A 17,757-nucleotide genomic window follows, 5' to 3' on the forward strand; every position below is an offset into this window, starting at 1 on the left:
TGGCCGCGCGACGCGGGCCGTTTGGCGCAGGCCGCGCGGCTACGCGAAGGCGTGGATTTTTTCGATGACTTTGAGGACTTGCAGGGACTCGGCGGGGTCGACGGGCAACCCGCCTTTCCCTCGGAGGCAGCCCGCGAGCTCGGCGTAGAACCGGGGATACGCGCCCTTCTCGGCGGGGACGGGAACCGAGGCGCCGTCGAGGCCCAGGACCCCCCAAGAGTCCCGGGAATCCACTCCGTAGGCAGGATCCGATGGCGCAAGACCGGCCGCGAGGGCGGGTTCCTGGCTGTCCAAGCCCCACTTGGTGTAGCCGGCTTCAGAGCCCAGAACGTGGAAGCGCGGGCCGGCCTGGGCCGCCATGCCGTTCATCCACAGCCTGGACCGGACACCGGATCCGTGAAGCAGGGACACGAATGCCTCGGTGTCGGCGCCTTCCGGGCGGGGCGCGTGGTTTGCCGTTTCCCCGTAGATGTCCTCCACGGGCCCGAAGAGCTGGATGGCCTGGTCGATCAGGTGCGCCCCGAGATCGTGCAGGACGCCGCCGCCTGCCGAGAGGACGGCCGTGTCGCGCCAGTTCCCGAAGCCTTCGGGCCGCCACCATTCAAAGCGCGACTCAAAGGTGCGGACTTCACCCAAGGCACCGTCCCGCACGAGCTTCCGGAGCGTCAGGAAGTCGGCGTCCCACCGGCGGTTCTGAAACACCGTCAGCTGCACACCGCCGTCGGCCGCGCGGGAGATGAGCTCTTCACCGTGGGCCGACGCCGTGACGAACGGCTTGTCCACCACCACGTGGAGGCCGTGGGCAATTGCCGTTGCGGCATGATCGAAGTGAGTCGCCGGGGGCGTCCCGAGGATGACAAGGTCAAGCTCCCCGGCCAGGGCGAACAGCGCCTCCGGCGTCGGGACGATTCTGGCTTTGGGATAGCGCCTCGCCGCTTCGGCGGCCCGTTCGGGATCCGCGGTCACGATCACATCCAGGGAATAGTCGCCATCTGCTTCGATCAGCGGCGCATGGAAGACCCTGCCGGAGATCCCGAATCCGACGACGGCGGTCCGGATGGGTCGGTCGATCACCGCCCTCATCACAGCACCTCCGAAAGGAAGCGCTGCAGCCGTTCGCTGCGGGGATTGTCGAAGAGTTCGGCCGGCGTGCCGGCCTCCACCACTTCGCCCTCGTCCATGAAGACCACCTGGTCCGCGACTTTGCGGGCAAAGCCCATTTCGTGCGTGACCACCAGCATGGTCATGCCGCGGCGCCCCAGGCCGGCCATGAGGCTCAGGACGCCCTTGACCAGCTCGGGGTCCAGGGCACTGGTTGCCTCGTCGAAGAGCATCACCTCGGGCTCCATGGCCAGCGCCCGCGCGATGGCGACGCGCTGCTGCTGGCCGCCGGAGAGGTCTCGGGGCCGGTGGTCTGCCCGTTCTGCCAGGCCGACCTCTGCAAGCCGCCGGCTGGCGTGCTCCCGGGCTTCGGCCTTGGACATTCCCTTGACGCTCCAGAGTGCCAGCGCCACGTTTTCCAGCGCCGTGTGGTCCGGGAAGAGGTTGAAGTGCTGGAACACCATGCCGATGCGGGCGCGCAGGATGTCCGGCTTGACCTTCAGGGCGCTCTCGCCGGCCAGCAGCACGTCGCCGCTCTTGGGTTCGTGCAGCCGGTTGACCCCGCGCAGGAGCGTGGACTTGCCCGAGCCGGACGGCCCGATGATGCAGGTGGTGGTGCCGGGGGCCACGGTGAGGCTGACGTTGCGCAGGACCTCGATGTCCCCATAGGCCATGGTCAGGTTCTTCAACTCCAGGCTGGAGCCGTGGAAGGTGCTGGTTTGCCCGGCGGCGGTGTTGGCGGTGTTGCTAGCGAGGCTCATGTGTTGCTCCCGGTGATCAGCGGCGAGGCCGCATCGAGTTCCTTGACTTCCTTCAGCCCGCTGCTGGGCGCCGACGGCCGGCGCCGGCCCGTCCGGAAGCGGTTGTCGAAGTAATTCACCAGATGCGTGAGCGGCACGGTGATGATGAGGTAGAAGATGCCCGCCATGACCAGCGGCGAGAGGTTGCCGGAAAGCACGGCGGCGTCCTGGCCGACGCGGAACAGCTCACGCTCGCTGACCAGCAGGCCGAGGAAGTAGACCAGGGAAGAATCCTTGACGATGGCGATGAACTGGTTCACCAGGGCGGGCAGTACCCGGCGGATGCCCTGCGGTACCACCACCAGGGCCATCGACTTGGCGTAGCTCATGCCGAGCGCGCGGCAGGCCTCGCCCTGGCCCTTGTCCACGCTGAGGATGCCCGCGCGGAAGATCTCGCCGATGTACGCGCTGGCGATCAGGCTCAGGGCGATGATTCCCAGCGGGTACGGCGAAGGTCCGAAAATCGACTGGCTGAGGCGGGCGAACCCCTGGCCGATCAGCAGGATGGTAAGGATGGCGGGAAGGCCCCGGAAGAGATCCGTATAGATCCGGGCGGGAACGCGCAGCCATTTGGAGGGTGAGATGCCCATGATGGCGACGATCATGCCCAGCACCAGGCCGATGATGGTGGCCGCCACGGAGATGATCAGGGTGTTCAGGAGGCCCACCCCGAGGAGCTGGGGCAGCACTTCGGCCATTGCGCCGAAGTCGAAAAACGTGCGGATGATGGTGTTGAGCCAGTCCATGGTTGCTCTCAGACGTAGTTAGCTTATGAATCCCGGGCAGGCCGCGCCTGGCGGCCTGCCCGGGTGATGAGCCGGTTGGCTTGCGTGCCCTGTGGGACTACGCGCGGTGCTGGCCTACTTGCTCGGTGCCGGCGACGCCGTCTGCTCGGCCTTGGGCAGGTACTGCTCCGGCATCGGGGAGCCGGGGAACCACTTCTGGTAGAGCTTCTTCCAGGTGCCGTCCTCCATCGCTTCCGCCAGCCCCTTGTTCAGGGCCTCTTTGAAGGCTGTCTTCCCCTTCGCCACGGCGAATCCCGCGGGCGCATCGAAGGATGGGATGTCAGCGGCGCTCACCAGGCCGTACTGCTCCTGATAGGCCTTGGCTGCCTCGTAATCCAGGAAGTGGGCGTCCACGGAGCCGCTGTTCACGGCGGAGATGGCGGTGTTGTTGTCCGGGAAGCGCACGAGGTCGGCGGAGGTGAAGTTCTTTACCGCGTAAGCCTCCTGAAGCGTTCCCTGGACCACGCCGAGGCGCTTACCGGATAGGCCGGCGGCGTCCTTGATGCCCGAGGTCTTGGTGGTGATAACGGTCAGGTATCCCGCGAGGTAGCCCTCCGAGAAGTCAACGGTTTCCTTGCGCTTGTCGGTGATGCCGATGGCGGCCACGCCGACGTCGAACTGGCCGTTGGCCACGGCGGCGAGCAGCCCGGAGAAATCCTGACCGGTGAAGACCACATTGTCTACGCCGGCGCGGTGGGCCACGTCCTTGAACAGCTCAACGTCGAAGCCAGTGAAGTTTCCCTGGGCGTCGGCGAACGTGTAGGGCTTGGAGTCGCCGAGGCTCGCGACACGGATGGTGCCCGGTTGAATCAGGCCGTAGGGGTTGTCGGCCGGCGCAGAAGAAGCGGTCGAGGACGCGCCGCAGCCCGAGAGTGCAAGCACAGCCGCCAAGGCTGCCGCAGCCACTGCTGCCGGGCGGAAGTTCAGTTTGATCACAGCGTTTTCCAATCGTTGGAGGGAGAGCGGTGCTGTCAGGGCCGCCGGAGGAGGTTCTCGATGAATCACTCTTGCTGAGTCCGGTCTCAGTCCCTAAGATTGAGACCGGACTCACATCGATTGATTGAAATGTAGCCGAAGGTAAATCAGGCGTCAATAGCCCTCCCGAAAGGTGAACATGAGCAGTGACGGAGCCAGACGGCGCGACGTAACGGTCGCCGACGTCGCAAAAGCCGCCCAAGTGTCCAAGGCGCAGGCAGCACGCGCTCTGGGCAACTACGGCGCCGTCAGCGACGACGTTCGGGCGCGGGTCCTGGCCGCGGCGGAGGAGCTGGACTACCGCCCCAACGAGTTGGCCCGCAGCATGAACACGGGGAAATCCCACACCATAGGCGTGGTGGTGGGAGACATCGAAAACCCGCATTTCGGCCTGGCAACGAGGGGCATCTCGGACACGGCGAAGAAGAGTGGATTCAACGTCATACTGATCAACACGGATGAGAATACGGCGGCCGAAGTGGACGCCGTGCGGGTACTTTTGGACAAGCGCGTGGATGGCCTCATTGTGGCCCCCGCGTCATCGGTGGAAACACAACATTTACAGCGGGTTCACGATTCCGGCCGCCCGCTGGTCCTGCTGGACCGATCGGCCGAAGGGCTCGCCGTGGAGACGGTCGCCGTCGATATGGCCGGCATCTCCTATGAGTCCACCCGATACCTCATCGAGGCCGGCCACCGCAGGATCGCCTTTATCTCCACGTTGCGGACGGACGTTCCCTACAGCGAGGGAGCCACGCTCGACTCCTCGCAGATCTCCGACCGTTTGGACGGCATGCAACGCGCCTTTAGGGATGCAGGGCTGCCTGCCCCAGGGGACCTGGTGCGGCTGAATGCGGGCGATGCCGAGTCCATCCGGAACATCACGCGGGAGGTTCTCCTGCAGCCGGACCCGGCCACCGCCGTCGTCGCCTCTGACGGCCTCATCGCCCTCAGCGTCGTGGAAACCATCCAGGAACTGGGCCTCAAAATCCCGGATGACGTCTCGTTTCTGATGTACGACGACTTCGCCTGGACCCGGCTGACCACACCGCCACTGACGGTCATCGCGCAGCCGGTCTATGACATGGGCGCGGCCGCCGCAAAGGCCCTGATCCGGCAAATTGAGGGCCGCCCGCCCCGGGCAGCCCGGCCGGAGTTCAGCGCGAAGCTCATACTCCGCGGCTCGGTGGGTGTAGCTCCGGCTGCGGCGATGGGGTCGGCGTCGGCGAAGGGGTCGCTGGAAGTTCAGGCACTGTAAGGGGCTCGCGGCCAGTCACAGCGCCCTTGACCCCGAAGTACTACTCACCCTGTTCATTGATGGCCTCGAGCACGCGGTGCAGAGCCGGGTTGCGGGAGTTTCGCATCCAAATGGCGTGGAGCTCCACGGGGTCCACCTCGAAGCCGCCCAGCTCGATGTACTCCACCCCGTCAATGCCCAGGACGGTTGCCGACTGGGGCACAAGAGCCACGCCGCGTCCCGCGGCCACGAGGAAAATCATGGTCAGGATCTGGCTGACGGTGTGCACGAATGTCCGGTGCGAGGACACCAGGCTGATCACCAGGTCGTAGAAATAGCGTGCCTGCGTGGGTGAGTGCATGATGAGGTCCTCACCGTGCAGGTCTTCCGCGGTGAGCTGACGGTTCAGCTGGGTCAGGCGGTGGCCTGACGGGACTGCCACCATGATCGGCTCGCGGTACAGCAGGCGGGAATCGAACAGCTCGTCGTCGAACGGTGGACGTGCCAGCCCAAGGTCGATGTCGCCGTTGATGAGCGCCGCCGTCTGGTCCTTGGTGACCATCTCCCTGAGGTCGATGTCCACATCGGGCAGCGCACCGGAGATTTCGTTGAGGAGGGCGCCGAGGAGCCCGAACGTTGACGCGGCGGTAAATCCGATCCGGACGGCGCCCGCGGACCCCGCGGATATCCGGCGCGCGAGGCTCGGGGCGGCATCGGCGAGTTCCAGGAGCTTGAGCGCGTCGGCCAGGAAGGCCGTGCCGGCGGCGGTCAGGGTGACGCCGCGGTTGTCGCGGTCAAACAACTGCACCCCAATGGCTTTTTCCAGTTTCTGGATCTGCCGGCTTAGGGGCGGCTGGGTCATATTAAGGCGGGCTGCCGCGCGGCCGAAGTGCAGCTCTTCGGCCACGGCCACGAAGCCGCGTAGCTGGTCTAAGGAATACATAATACCGTGAGGGTATCACGTTATGCAGAAATGAACTTGGACATGCATTGCCGGCCCGCTCTAATCTTCAGTAGCGGCTTTCGGAGTGACGGAGCTCACGGACGCAAGATTTCCGCTCCCCCCGGCGGCAAATATTCAAAGGAGAATTCATGATCAAGTCGGCATTCACGCGTCGTTCCATTCTGGCTACTGGCTCGGGCCTGGCCCTCGCACTGGCACTGACCGCGTGCGGCGGCAACGTTGCGAGCACCGGCTCGACGGCGGACGCCAGCAAGTTCCCGGCGGGCCCGGTCACCCTCACCATCGGCGCCGATCCCGGCGGCAGCACGGACCTGATCGGCCGCGCACTGGCTGAGAACGCCAGCGGTCCGCTCGGAGCTCCGATCCCGGTCGTCAACAAGCCCGGCGCGAACGGCGCACTGGCCACCAAGGAAGTCGGCTCATCGAAGCCGGACGGACAGACGCTCGTCATCCTGAACGCCTCCCTGTTCGCCATCACCCCGCTGGCAGTGTCCGAGGGTGAGAAGGTCAAGATCGAGGACTACGAGGTCATCACCGGCATCTCACAGGACGACTACGTCCTCGTCTCCAATACGAGCTCAGGCATGGAGACCATGGATGACCTGACCAAGGCGGGCAAGAAGTTCAACTTCGCCACGACCGGTGTTGGCACCGGAAGCCAGCTGGCACAGGCACTCTTGTTCAAGCAGGCAAAGATCGACGGCACCGACGTTCCGTTCGACGGCGGCTCCCCCGCTATGACGGCGTTGCTGGGAAACCAGGTTGATCTCGCCACCATTCAGCTGGCCGAAGCCATGCCTCAGATCAAGGCCGGCAAGCTGAACCCGATCGTGGTCTTCTCGAAGGACCGCAACCAGTACCTGCCTGACACCCCCACCGCCGTCGAAGCCGGCTATGACGTGCCGGTGTCCCAGTTCCGTGCGGTAGCGGCACCGAAGGGCACCCCGGAAGCTGTCCTGACGAAGCTGCGTGAGTCCTTCAAGAAGGCGTTCGAATCCGACGCTTACAAGGCCTTCAACAAGCAGAACCTCTTCACTGCGGCAGAGATCGACGGCGATCAGGTCGCCAAGGACTGGTCGGCCAACGCGGCCAAGTACAAGGAGCTCACCGTGAAGTACGACGTCGATCTTGGCGGCGGCAAGTGATTTCCGCATCAAATGAAGCAGTCCCCGGCGGCAGCGTTAAGCACGCTGCCGCCGGGAACGGCGCTTCTCCCGCAGCAATTGACGATGTCGTGGAGCCCCTGACACCGGAACAGCTGGCTGCGGAGTGGGAAGAGGAACGTCCCCCGCACGCAGGCCCGCTCGCCAACGTGGCCGCAGCGGTCGCCGCAGGCGCGCTGGGCATTGCCGGCCTGGCCATGTCAGTGGGCATGGGGCTCGGCACTCCCGAAAAACCCGAAGCGGGACTGTGGCCGTTCATCATCAGCCTCGTCATGATCGCCATGTCCGTGGCCCTCCTCCTTTTCGGCCGGAAGAAGCTGGACGCCGAGGCGTTCTCATCGTCGAGTTGGCAGGTAGCCGCCGGGATAGGGACCCTGGTCGGGTTCGTCCTGGTGATCGGAGTGGCGGGCTTTGAAATCCCCACCCTGCTGCTGACCTTCGTCTGGTTGAGATTCCTGGGCAAGGAAACCTGGCGAATGTCCATCGTGCTCAGCTTCGCCGTGACTGCGGCCTTCTACCTGATCTTCGTCGTGGCGCTTAGCGTGCCCATCCCACATCTGCTCTAGGGAATCTCATGGACTTTCTTGCACCGGTCATCAATGGTTTCGGCGTCGTGCTGGAACCAATGAACCTGCTCTACTGCCTTATCGGCGTCGTCATCGGCATGCTCATCGGCGTACTGCCGGGCCTCGGCCCGGCGGCTACCATCGCCATACTCCTTCCGCTGACCTACGGCGTCGAGCCCGTGACAGCCATCATCATGCTGTCGGGCATCTTCTACGGGGCACAGTACGGCGGAACCATCACCTCCGTGCTTCTCCGGCTCCCCGGCGAAGCATCCTCCGTGGTGACGGTCTTTGACGGCTATGCCCTTGCCCGCCAGGGGAGGGCCGGCACCGCCCTCGGCATCGCGGCCATCGGCTCCTTCTTCGGCGGCACGGTCGCCATCATCGGGCTGACCCTTCTGGCACCGATCGTGGCCGGATTCGCGCTCTCTTTCGGCCCACCGGAATACACCGTGCTGGCCATGCTGGGCATCCTCCTGGTGGCGACAGTCAGCAACGGCAGCAAGCTGAAGTCCATCATCGCCGCGTCCCTGGGGCTGCTGCTGGCCACTGTCGGCCGCGACACGTTCACCGGCGAGGCGCGCTTCACGTTCGACAACCTGTCCCTCGCGGACGGCCTCGACTTCGTGCCGATCGCCATGGGCATCTTTGGCCTGGGTGAAATCCTCTACAACCTGGAGGAACGGCACAACAAGGTCCAGGCGCCGGCCAAGGTGGCCAACGTCTGGCCCTCCCGCAAGGACCTGAAGGAGTCGTCCGGCGCAATCGGCCGCGGCTCCGTGCTGGGCTTCTTCCTCGGGATCCTGCCCGGCGGCGGCGCGACCATCGCCTCACTCGCGGCCTACGCCATGGAAAAGAAGCGGGCCAAGAACCCCGAGCGCTTCGGCCGCGGCGCCGTCGAAGGTGTGGCTGCGCCGGAGAGCGCCAACAACGCCGCCGCGACGTCCTCCTTCATTCCGCTGCTGACCCTCGGCATTCCCGCCAACGCCACTATGGCCATCATCTTCGGCGCACTGCTGATCCAGGGCGTCACGCCCGGTCCCCAGCTCGTCCAGAACGATCCGGAGCTCTTCTGGGGCGTGGTCAACTCGATGTACATCGGCAACATCCTCCTGCTCATCATGAGCATCCCCCTGGTCGGCGTCTTCGTGAAGATCCTGCGGGTCCGGGCGGCCATCCTCGCCCCGATCACGGTGCTCATCACGCTGATCGGTGTCTACACCATCAACAACAGCATCTTTGATATCTGGCTGGTCATCGTGTTCGGCCTTCTCGGTTACCTGATGAAGAAGTTCGGCTTCGAGCCCGGCCCGCTGGTGCTGGCCTTCGTCCTCGGTGCCCTCCTCGAGGAAAACCTGAGGCGCTCCCTGCTCGTCTTCGGAGGCGACGCCGCCGGCTTCGTTAGCCGGCCCATCTCCGGCATCCTGCTGCTCGTCTTCCTCATAGTGATGCTCTTGCCGCTGCTCCAGAAGGCCTTTAAGAAAGCCTTCAAGAAGGCCCGAACCCCCGCACCCGCCGTCGAAGCGCACCACGATGAAAAGGAACGAGTATGACCATTCTGATCGGCTACCTGCCCACGCCCGAAGGCGAGGCGGCCCTCGAGGCAGGCATCGCCGAGGGCCAGCTGCGGCGCGAAAGCATCGTGATCCTCAATTCACCGCGTAAAGGCGCGCCCGTCGACGCCGCCCTCGCCTCGGCGGAGCAAGTCAATGAGCTGCTGCGGCGGGCCGAAGTGGCCGGAGTCCCGGCCACAATCCGGCAGCCGGGCCACACCGACGACCTCACCGACGAGTTCATTGACATCGCCGACGAAATCGACGCTTCCCTGATCGTCATTGGCCTCCGCAGGCGGTCCCAGGTAGGAAAGTTCATCCTCGGGAGCCACTCCCAGCGGATCCTGCTGCAGGCGGACCGGCCAGTGCTGGCTGTCAAAGTCCGGGAAAAATCCTGACCACCCCATTGCAGTCCACGCCCGGCAGCGCACGCAACGTGCCGGGCTCTGAACCAGGAGTTAACAGAGCCGTGAACCACCCCCTCAGCCCCGCCGGGCCACACCGCATCAAGGACATCACCATCACGCCGGTGGCGTTCAAGGATCCGCCCCTTCTTAACGCCGTGGGCGTGCACGAGCCGTTTGCGCTGCGGGCCATCGTGGAGGTCACCACCGATACCGGCATCTCCGGTCTCGGAGAGACCTACGGGGACGCCCCGCACCTGAAGCGGCTGCAGCTCGCCGCAGAAGCCCTCGCCGGGACCGACGTCTTCAACATCAACGAGATGCGCCAGCGGGTCACCAGGGCGCTCAATGCCGACACAACCGTCGGCGGCCACGGGATGTCGGGAATGGTGACCGGCTCCAGCACGCCTGACCGGGTACTGTCTCCCTTCGACGTGGCTGCGCTGGATATCCAGGGCAAGGTCCTCGGACGTCCCGTGAGCGATCTGCTCGGAGGAGCGGTCCGGGACGAGATTCCGTTCAGCGGCTACCTCTTCTACAAGTGGGCGGGGCACCCCGGCTACGAGGAGGACTCCTGGGGTGCGGCACTGGACCCCGAAGGAATCGTCCGGCAGGCCCGCCGCATGGTGGACGAATACGGCTTCACTGCCCTGAAGCTCAAGGCAGGCGTGTTCCCTCCCGAGCAGGAAGTGGACGCTATCAAGGCACTCCGGGCAGAGTTCCCGGACCTGCCGCTGCGCATCGACCCCAATGCCGCCTGGACCGTGGACACGTCCATTCGGGTGGGCAAGGAACTCGACGGGGTGCTGGAATACCTTGAGGACCCCACTCCGGGCCTCGCCGGCATGGCTGAGGTGCGCCGCAACGTGTCCATGCCCCTGGCAACCAACATGTGTGTGGTCAGCTTCGGCGACGTTCCCCCGTCCCTCGAGGCCGGCTCCGTCGACGTCATCCTCTCGGATCACCACTTCTGGGGCGGCCTCCGCCGGTCGCAGGCACTGGCCGGCATTTCGGAAACATTCGGTTTTGGGCTGTCCATGCACTCCAACTCGCACCTGGGCATCAGCCTCGCCGCCATGGTTCATTTGGCGGCGGCCACACCCAACCTGGACTACGCGTGCGACACGCACTGGCCGTGGAAGGACGCCGGGGAAGACGTCATCGTCCCGGGTCGCTTGGTGTTCCGCAACGGTGCGGTCGGCGTTCCCACCGCACCCGGGCTCGGCGTGGAACTGGACCGCGATGCCCTGGCCCGCCTCCATGAGCAGTACCTGAAGTCCGGCATGCTCAACCGGGACGACACCGGCTACATGCAGAGCCTCCACCCCGACTATGAACTGGTGACACCGCGATGGTGAACGACCGGATCACTTCCGCCACAGTGTCCCTGGTGATCCTGCCCCTGCAGAAGCCCGCCAGTGATGCCAAGGTGCTCACCGGAAAGCAGAAGCCGCTTTCCGAAGTGGCGTTCCTGTTCGCGGAGATCCAGTCCGAGGAGGGCCATGAAGGCATCGGCTACAGCTATGCGCTGCGGGCAGGTGCGCCGGCCCTGTACGCCCACGCCCGGGAACTCGCTCCGGCACTGATCGGCGAAAACCCTAACGACATCCAGCGGATCTGGAGCAAGCTGGCCTGGCTGGGCCAGTCCGTGGGCCGCAGCGGCGTCACCGCCCAGGCTGTGGCAGCCTTCGATGTTGCCCTTTGGGACCTGAAGGCCAAGCGCGCCCGGCTGCCCTTGGCGCAGCTCCTCGGCGCGCACCGGGACTCGGTCCCCTGCTACAACACCTCGGGCGGATATCTTTCCACGCCCATCGATGAATTGATCACCAACGCGCAGGCATCACTCGCCGCCGGCATTGGCGGGATCAAGATCAAGGTCGGCCAGCCCGACCGGAGGCTGGACCTCAGCCGGGTTGCCGCCGTCCGGTCGGCCTTGGGCGACGATGTCCCGCTGATGGTCGATGCCAACCAGCAGTGGAGCCGTACCACCGCCATCCGCATGGGGCTCGCCCTTGAGGAACACGGACTGACCTGGATCGAGGAGCCGCTGGACGCTTACGATGCCCACGGCCACGCCGAACTCGCCCGCCAACTCGCAACGCCGATAGCTACCGGTGAGATGCTCACCAGTACCGCCGACCACTACGAACTCATCCGGCGCGGCGCGGTCGACTTCATCCAGCCCGATGCTCCAAGGGTCGGAGGCATTACGCCGTTCCTGAAGATCATGGCGCTGGGCGAACAGGCCAAGATGGACATGGCCCCGCACTTTGCCATGGAGATCCACATCCACCTTTCGGCCGCCTACGAGCTGGACACGTGGGTGGAGCACTTCGACTGGCTGGAGCCGCTTTTCGACGAGCGCCTCGAGATCCGCGGCGGGCACATGCATGTGCCATCCCGTCACGGGCTGGGGTTCAGCATCAGCGAACAGGCCAGGTCGTGGACAGTCACTACGGACACCTTCACGGATACCCACCGGCTGACCCCGCAGCACAGTAATGCCTAAAGGGTATCAATCAATACATAAATAGGCTTAGACATGCATGGATTAGCTGCCTAGGCTGAAAGCGAACCACACCGCCTCCGCCGCCCCCGGCGCCAACACCAAGGATCATCCCGTGGCAAAATACTCACCCCAGGAACTCGCAAACGTCCTCAAGGAAGGACTCCTCTCCTTTCCGGTGACATCCTTCGACGCCCAGCTGCAGTTCGACGAAGAGAACTACCGTAAGCACCTGGCCTGGCAGGCCAGCTACCCGGTGGCGGGCCTGTTCGCCGCCGGCGGCACGGGCGAAGGCTTTTCGCTCACGCCTGCCGAGTCCGAGCGCGTGGTGCGTGCCGCCGTCGAGGAAGTCGGAAACCTGGTTCCCGTCCTGGCGTCAGCCGGCGGATCCACCGCCCAGGCCATCGAAAACGCCGAAGCGGCCGAAGCCGCCGGTGCCGACGGCATCCTGCTCCTCCCGCCGTACCTGACCGAAGCAGACCAGGGCGGCCTGACCGAGCACGTGAGCGCCATCTGCAACGCCACGTCACTCGGCGTGATCATCTACAACCGTGCCAACGCGATCTACAAGGACACCACGGTGGCCACGCTGGCCGACCGCCACGAAAACCTGATCGGTTTCAAGGACGGCGTGGGCGACCTCGAGCATGACGCGCGCGTCTACGCCAAGCTTGGCGACCGCCTGTTCTACCTCGGCGGGCTCCCCACGGCCGAAACCTTCGCCCTTCCGCTGCTGCAGTTGGGCATGAGCACCTACTCCAGCGCCATGTACAACTTCGTTCCGCAGTTTGCCCTCGACTTCTACCAGGACGTCCGCAACAACGACCGCGTTGCCGTCAATAAGAAGCTCAACGAGTTCGTCATTCCGTACCTGGACATCCGGGACCGGGTCAAGGGTTACTCTGTGTCCATCGTCAAGGGCGGCCTTGACGCGATCGGCCGCTCGGCCGGCGGAGTCCGCCCCCCGCTGCAGAACCTGGCACCCCAGGACCTGGCCGACCTCAAGGCACTCATCGCCACCGTGTCCTGATCCAACACCTTCTGATCCACCGTCTTTTGATCCACCGTCTCCTAGGAGGAACCACTGTGACCCTCACCGGACACTCCCTGATCGCCGGGCAACCGGTCGCTGGCGAAGGCAAAACCGCCTTCGGCTTCGACCCCGCCACCAACGAACAGCTCGCCCCCGCCTACACGCTGATCACCGAAGAGCAGCTCAAGGCCGCAACCACAGCAGCGGCGGAGGCCTTCGAGTCCTTCAGCGCGCTGGACCCCGAGACGCACGCCGCCTTCCTTGAAACCATCGCGGACAACATCGAGGCCATCGGCGATGAACTGATCATCCGAGCCGGCCAGGAAACCGGACTGCCCGCAGCCCGGTTGCAGGGCGAGCGGGCGCGCACCACCGGCCAGCTGCGGCTCTTCGCCAACGTGGTCCGCCAGGGCGACTTCCGCGGCGTACGCATCGATCCGGCCCTGCCGGACCGCACGCCCATGCCACGCGCCGACATCCGCCAGCGCCAGATTCCTCTCGGCCCGGTGGCTGTTTTCGGTGCGAGCAACTTCCCGCTGGCATTCTCGACGGCGGGTGGAGACACGGCCTCGGCCCTCGCCGCCGGTTGCCCCGTGGTTTTCAAGGCCCACAACGCCCACCCCGGCACGAGCGAACTGGTGGGCCAGGCCATTGCGAAGGCGGTGCGCGACTCCGGCCTGCATCCCGGCGTGTTCTCGCTGATCTACGGCCCCGGCAGCAGCATCGGGCAGGCGCTGGTGGCGGACCCGGCCATTAAGGCCGTCGGCTTCACCGGATCGCAGAGCGCCGGCATCGCCCTGATGCGCACGGCTGCCGCGCGCCCCGAGCCCATCCCGGTCTACGCGGAAATGTCCTCGCTCAACCCCGTCTTCGTCTTCCCCGGCGCCCTGAACGGCTCCGCCGAACAAATCGACGCACTGGCCAAGCAGTACGTCACCGCTGTCACCGGAAGCTCCGGGCAGCTCTGCACCTCCCCCGGCCTGCTGTTCGCCCCCGCAGGTGAGGCAGGCGACAAACTCGCTGCCGCCGTCGGACGCGCCGTTGCCGCGTGCGCTGGCCAGACCATGCTGACCGAAGGCATCGCCGCGTCCTGGAACTCGGGTGCCGAGGCACTCGGCGGCGCTGACAACGTCACCGTCGTCGGAAAGGGCACCGAAGGTTCCACCAAGAACGCTCCGGCGCCCACCATCTTCGGAACCGACATCGCAGACTTCGTGTCCAACTCGGTGCTGCACGCCGAAATCTTCGGTGCGGCCAGCCTGGTGATCCGCTACTCCACTGCCGAGGAACTCATCGCGGCGACCCAGCGGATCGAAGGGCAGCTCACCGCTTCACTGCAGCTCACCGAAGAGGACTACCCGACGGCGGCACGCCTCCTGCCGGCGCTCGAGCAGAAGGTCGGCCGGATCATCGTCAACGGCTGGCCCACCGGCGTCGAAGTGGGCCATGCCATGGTCCACGGCGGCCCCTTCCCGGCGACGTCCGACACGCGCACCACGTCCGTGGGCACGCTGGCCATCAACCGCTTCCTGCGGCCTGTGGCATACCAGAACCTGCCGCAGGAACTGCTGCCGGCGTCGCTCCAAGACGCCAACCCGTGGCAGCTGAACCGCCGGATCGACGGCACTGTCGAAGCCGCAGCCGACGCAAAGCACGAGGTCAACGCATGAGCACGCAGCCAACCGTTGCTCGCGTCGAAGTGGTCCCGGTCGCCGGGCACGACAGCATGCTGATGAACCTCAGCGGCGCGCACGGACCGTTCTTCACGCGCAACGTCGTCATCATTACCGACTCGGACGGCCGCACCGGCCTCGGCGAGGTCCCCGGCGGAGAGAAGATCCGCACCACCATCGAGGAGGCCGGAGCATTCATCACCGGCAAGCCGGTGGCCCGCTACCGGTCCCTGCTGCGCGAAATCGCGGCGGAATTCGCGGACCGCGACGCCGGCGGGCGGGGCCTGCAGACGTTTGACCTGCGCACCACAGTGCACGCCGTCACCGCCGTCGAATCCGCGCTGCTGGACCTCCACGGCCAGTTCCTCGGCGTCCCCGTCGCGGAACTGCTCGGCGACGGCCAGCAGCGGACGTCCGTCCCCATGTTGGGCTACCTCTTCTTTATCGGCGACCACAGCAGGACCGATCTGCCGTACCTCGTGGAGGACGCGCCGTCGGACCGTTGGGAAAAGCTGCGCCGCCAGGAAGCCATGACCCCCGAGGCAGTGGTTGCCCTGGCCGAGGCCGCGCAGGAGCGCTACGGCTTCAGCGACTTCAAGCTCAAGGGCGGCGTGCTGTCCGGCGACGACGAGGTTGACGTGGTCACCGCACTGGCCAAACGTTTCCCCGAGGCACGCGTCACGCTCGACCCCAACGGCGGCTGGCTCCTTGAGGAAGCCATCCGTCTCGGCAAGCGGATGCAGGGCGTCGTTGCCTACGCCGAGGACCCCTGCGGCGCCGAAGGGCGCTTCTCCGGCCGCGAGGTCATGGCCGAGTTCCGCCGGGCAACCGGCCTGAAGACGGCAACCAACATGATCGCCACAGACTGGCGGGAGATGTCGCACGCCATCCGGAGCAACGCCGTCGACATCCCGCTGGCCGACCCGCACTTCTGGACCATGCACGGGTCCGTCCGGGTGGCCCAGATGTGCCACGAGTTCGGCCTCACCTGGGGCTCGCACTCGAACAACCACTTCGACATCTCGCTGGCCATGTTCACCCACACCGGAGCCGCAGCACCGGGCGAGATCACGGCGCTGGACACGCACTGGATCTGGCAGGACGGGCAAGGCCTCACCAAGCAGCCGCTGCAGATCAGGGACGGCGCCATCGAGGTTCCGGATGCTCCGGGGCTCGGCATCGAACTGGACCGCGAGGCGCTGGAGAAGGCACACCAGCTGTATCTTGAGCACGGCCTCGACGCCAGGGACGACAGCATCGGCATGCAGTTCTACATCGACGGCTGGTCCTTCGATCCGAAGCGGCCCTGCCTGGTGCGGTAGTCCTGATTCACGATGCGGTAGAAAGTAACTAGTAGCTTCCGCACGGCCGGACCTCCCCCGCAACAGGAGACCCGGCTGTGCGGACCCACGCGTGCACAGATAAATAGAAGGGCGCAGCTTGCTCGGCGTTGTCTCCGGAATACTCATCGTCTCCGCGGTCATCGGCGTCGGCTACCTGGCGGCCAGGTTGCGGATCCTGGGCCCCGAGGTCCAGGGCGCGCTGACCCGCACCGCCTTCTACATCACCAACCCGGCCCTCCTCTTCACAGTGGTGGCCGGCAGCGACATCCGGGCAGCCCTCGGAACCGACGCCCCGCTCGCGCTGCTTTCAGCGACGATAGTGGGGCTCCTTTATTGCCTGTTGAGCTTCCTGTTCTTCCGCCGGCCCGTCGCCGAAACTGCAGTCGGCGCCATGGCCAGCAGCTACGCCAACGCCAACAACATCGGCATTCCCGTCTCCCTCTACGCGGTGGGCACGGCCCAGCACGTGGCGCCGGTGCTGCTGGTGCAGATCCTCGTCATGGCCCCGTTCTACCTCAGCGTCCTGGGGCTGGCGGGGGGCTCGAAGATCTCTTGGAAGCGCCTGCTGGTCCAGCCGTTCGCCAACCCGATGATCATCGCCTCGGGACTCGGCGCCGCCGTGGCACTGACCGGATGGACAGCGCCGGACCTGCTGCAGAAGCCGATCGACATGCTCGCCGGCGGCGCGGTGCCCATGGTCCTCCTCGCCTTTGGACTGTCCCTGGCCGGCAGGGCACCCCTGCAAAAGGACGACGGCCGGACCGAAACGCTCGTGGCAACGTTCCTTAAGATCGCCGTGATGCCCCTCGTTGTCTGGGTGCTGGGCCGGTTCGTCTTCGGACTCGAGGGGCAGCACCTGCTCGCGAGCGTGATCATGGCCGCGCTCCCCACAGCCCAGAACGTGTTTCTCTTCGCGTCACCCTACGGCCGGGGCATGAGCGTGGCCAGGGACGTTATCCTCTGCACCACACTCCTCAGCGTGGGCGCACTGCTGGTGGTCGCCTGGGCGGTGGGATAGGTAGAGGGCTGTGTGGCGGTGCTCGTCTGCATCATTGGTCATCGCGTTAATTGTCAGACCCCTCTGAGAGAGTTTCCTTATGGAAGCCATGGGGGAACAGGCAGCGGATCACACCGCGGGGCGGGCGGTCACGCCTGGCCTTAGCGCGGCTTCGCTGCTGCGGGGCCGCCGGCTTCGCAGCGTTCCTTCTCCCGCTTCCCGCGCGGATTGCCTGGCTTCCGACGGCGGTGCTGCCGCCGGGGTATTTGTCGCCCCAGGAGCCCCTTACGGTCCGCGCGGAGTCAGCGACGATTCCTCCGGCGCGGTCGCCAACATCGCGGTCGGCGACAGCGCGGTCGGCATCACAGATTCCGACGGCGGTGCTGCCGCCAGCCGGTCCAGCGCCAACCCGCAGTTCACTGAAGCAGTGTTCACTAACAGCGCCTTCGCAGGTGCCGCCGCTGATTCAGCTTTTACCGGTGGAGCTTTCAGCGGCGGAGCGATGGAGTACCTGCGGCGGTGCCGGGGGCTGCTGGAGGCCGCGGTCGAGTCCGCGCGGGAGGAGCTGGCCCTGGCCGGTTTCGCGGAGGCCGCGGATTTCGCCGGGCTGACCGAAGAGATCTCCCGCCGGTTCGAATACCTCCAGGTCCTCGGCGC

At 65.7% G+C, this 17,757-nt stretch carries 16 protein-coding genes and 1 pseudogene; 12 read left to right on the forward strand and 5 right to left on the reverse strand.

What is annotated here, in order from left to right; translation table 11 throughout:
- Window positions 1–39: 39 nt before the first annotated feature.
- The 4 genes from CXQ90_RS15645 to CXQ90_RS15660 all read right to left on the reverse strand — a co-directional run bounded on the left by CXQ90_RS15645 (window position 40) and on the right by CXQ90_RS15660 (window position 3,622).
- Window positions 40–1,083, reverse strand: coding sequence for a Gfo/Idh/MocA family oxidoreductase (locus tag CXQ90_RS15645; RefSeq protein WP_104140291.1), 1,044 nt, complete (start codon window positions 1,081–1,083; stop codon window positions 40–42).
- On the reverse strand, window positions 1,083–1,862 hold the full coding sequence (locus CXQ90_RS15650) for an amino acid ABC transporter ATP-binding protein (protein WP_104140292.1): 780 nt from the start codon (window positions 1,860–1,862) through the stop codon (window positions 1,083–1,085). Before CXQ90_RS15650 ends, CXQ90_RS15645 begins: the two co-directional genes overlap by 1 nt.
- Window positions 1,859–2,647 (reverse strand): amino acid ABC transporter permease, encoded by a 789-nt coding sequence (locus CXQ90_RS15655; protein WP_104140293.1) that lies wholly within the window; start codon window positions 2,645–2,647, stop codon window positions 1,859–1,861. Before CXQ90_RS15655 ends, CXQ90_RS15650 begins: the two co-directional genes overlap by 4 nt.
- A gap of 114 nt (window positions 2,648–2,761) precedes the next feature.
- A complete protein-coding gene (locus CXQ90_RS15660; RefSeq protein WP_104140294.1) occupies window positions 2,762–3,622 on the reverse strand; it encodes an ABC transporter substrate-binding protein in 861 nt (286 codons plus the stop codon).
- A gap of 178 nt (window positions 3,623–3,800) precedes the next feature.
- Between CXQ90_RS15660 and CXQ90_RS15665 the strand changes: the two genes are divergently transcribed.
- Window positions 3,801–4,919 carry a LacI family DNA-binding transcriptional regulator gene (locus tag CXQ90_RS15665; RefSeq protein ID WP_104140295.1) on the forward strand — a complete coding sequence of 373 codons (1,119 nt, stop codon included), beginning with the start codon at window positions 3,801–3,803 and terminating at the stop codon, window positions 4,917–4,919.
- A gap of 40 nt (window positions 4,920–4,959) precedes the next feature.
- Here the strand turns inward: CXQ90_RS15665 and CXQ90_RS15670 are convergent, their stop codons facing one another.
- Window positions 4,960–5,841 carry a LysR family transcriptional regulator gene (locus tag CXQ90_RS15670; RefSeq protein WP_104140296.1) on the reverse strand — a complete coding sequence of 294 codons (882 nt, stop codon included), beginning with the start codon at window positions 5,839–5,841 and terminating at the stop codon, window positions 4,960–4,962.
- A 149-nt stretch (window positions 5,842–5,990) separates the two neighbouring features.
- Between CXQ90_RS15670 and CXQ90_RS15675 the strand changes: the two genes are divergently transcribed.
- From CXQ90_RS15675 to CXQ90_RS15725, 11 genes and pseudogenes are all read left to right on the forward strand, one after another.
- Complete coding sequence (locus CXQ90_RS15675) at window positions 5,991–7,007, forward strand: tripartite tricarboxylate transporter substrate binding protein (protein ID WP_104140297.1); 1,017 nt, start codon at window positions 5,991–5,993, stop codon at window positions 7,005–7,007.
- A complete protein-coding gene (locus tag CXQ90_RS15680; protein ID WP_258064552.1) occupies window positions 7,004–7,591 on the forward strand; it encodes a tripartite tricarboxylate transporter TctB family protein in 588 nt (195 codons plus the stop codon). Before CXQ90_RS15675 ends, CXQ90_RS15680 begins: the two co-directional genes overlap by 4 nt.
- Before the next feature lie 8 nt (window positions 7,592–7,599).
- Window positions 7,600–9,144: a tripartite tricarboxylate transporter permease gene (locus tag CXQ90_RS15685; RefSeq protein ID WP_104140298.1), complete on the forward strand. Its 1,545-nt coding sequence runs from the start codon at window positions 7,600–7,602 to the stop codon at window positions 9,142–9,144.
- Window positions 9,141–9,542, forward strand: coding sequence for a universal stress protein (locus tag CXQ90_RS15690; RefSeq protein ID WP_104140299.1), 402 nt, complete (start codon window positions 9,141–9,143; stop codon window positions 9,540–9,542). Before CXQ90_RS15685 ends, CXQ90_RS15690 begins: the two co-directional genes overlap by 4 nt.
- A 71-nt stretch (window positions 9,543–9,613) precedes the next feature.
- Complete coding sequence (locus tag CXQ90_RS15695) at window positions 9,614–10,906, forward strand: glucarate dehydratase family protein (RefSeq protein ID WP_104140300.1); 1,293 nt, start codon at window positions 9,614–9,616, stop codon at window positions 10,904–10,906.
- Window positions 10,900–12,057 (forward strand): mandelate racemase/muconate lactonizing enzyme family protein, encoded by a 1,158-nt coding sequence (locus CXQ90_RS15700; RefSeq protein WP_104140301.1) that lies wholly within the window; start codon window positions 10,900–10,902, stop codon window positions 12,055–12,057. The genes CXQ90_RS15695 and CXQ90_RS15700 overlap by 7 nt, the downstream gene beginning before the upstream one ends.
- 112 nt (window positions 12,058–12,169) lie before the next feature.
- Window positions 12,170–13,084 carry a 5-dehydro-4-deoxyglucarate dehydratase gene (gene kdgD, locus CXQ90_RS15705; RefSeq protein ID WP_104140302.1) on the forward strand — a complete coding sequence of 305 codons (915 nt, stop codon included), beginning with the start codon at window positions 12,170–12,172 and terminating at the stop codon, window positions 13,082–13,084.
- A 56-nt stretch (window positions 13,085–13,140) separates the two neighbouring features.
- Window positions 13,141–14,757, forward strand: a complete 1,617-nt coding sequence (locus tag CXQ90_RS15710) for an aldehyde dehydrogenase (NADP(+)) (RefSeq protein ID WP_104140303.1) — start codon at window positions 13,141–13,143, stop codon at window positions 14,755–14,757.
- On the forward strand, window positions 14,754–16,082 hold the full coding sequence (locus CXQ90_RS15715; protein ID WP_104140304.1) for an enolase C-terminal domain-like protein: 1,329 nt from the start codon (window positions 14,754–14,756) through the stop codon (window positions 16,080–16,082). The genes CXQ90_RS15710 and CXQ90_RS15715 overlap by 4 nt, the downstream gene beginning before the upstream one ends.
- Window positions 16,083–16,200: 118 nt before the next feature.
- The gene (locus CXQ90_RS15720) at window positions 16,201–17,121 is read left to right on the forward strand and encodes an AEC family transporter (RefSeq protein ID WP_104140305.1); all 921 of its coding nucleotides are present in this window, start codon (window positions 16,201–16,203) and stop codon (window positions 17,119–17,121) included.
- Between the two features lie 79 nt (window positions 17,122–17,200).
- Window positions 17,201–17,757: pseudogene (locus CXQ90_RS15725) on the forward strand (hypothetical protein); the annotation flags it as partial.

This window comes from Arthrobacter sp. ZGTC131 (assembly GCF_002929275.1).
GTDB lineage: Bacteria > Actinomycetota > Actinomycetes > Actinomycetales > Micrococcaceae > Arthrobacter.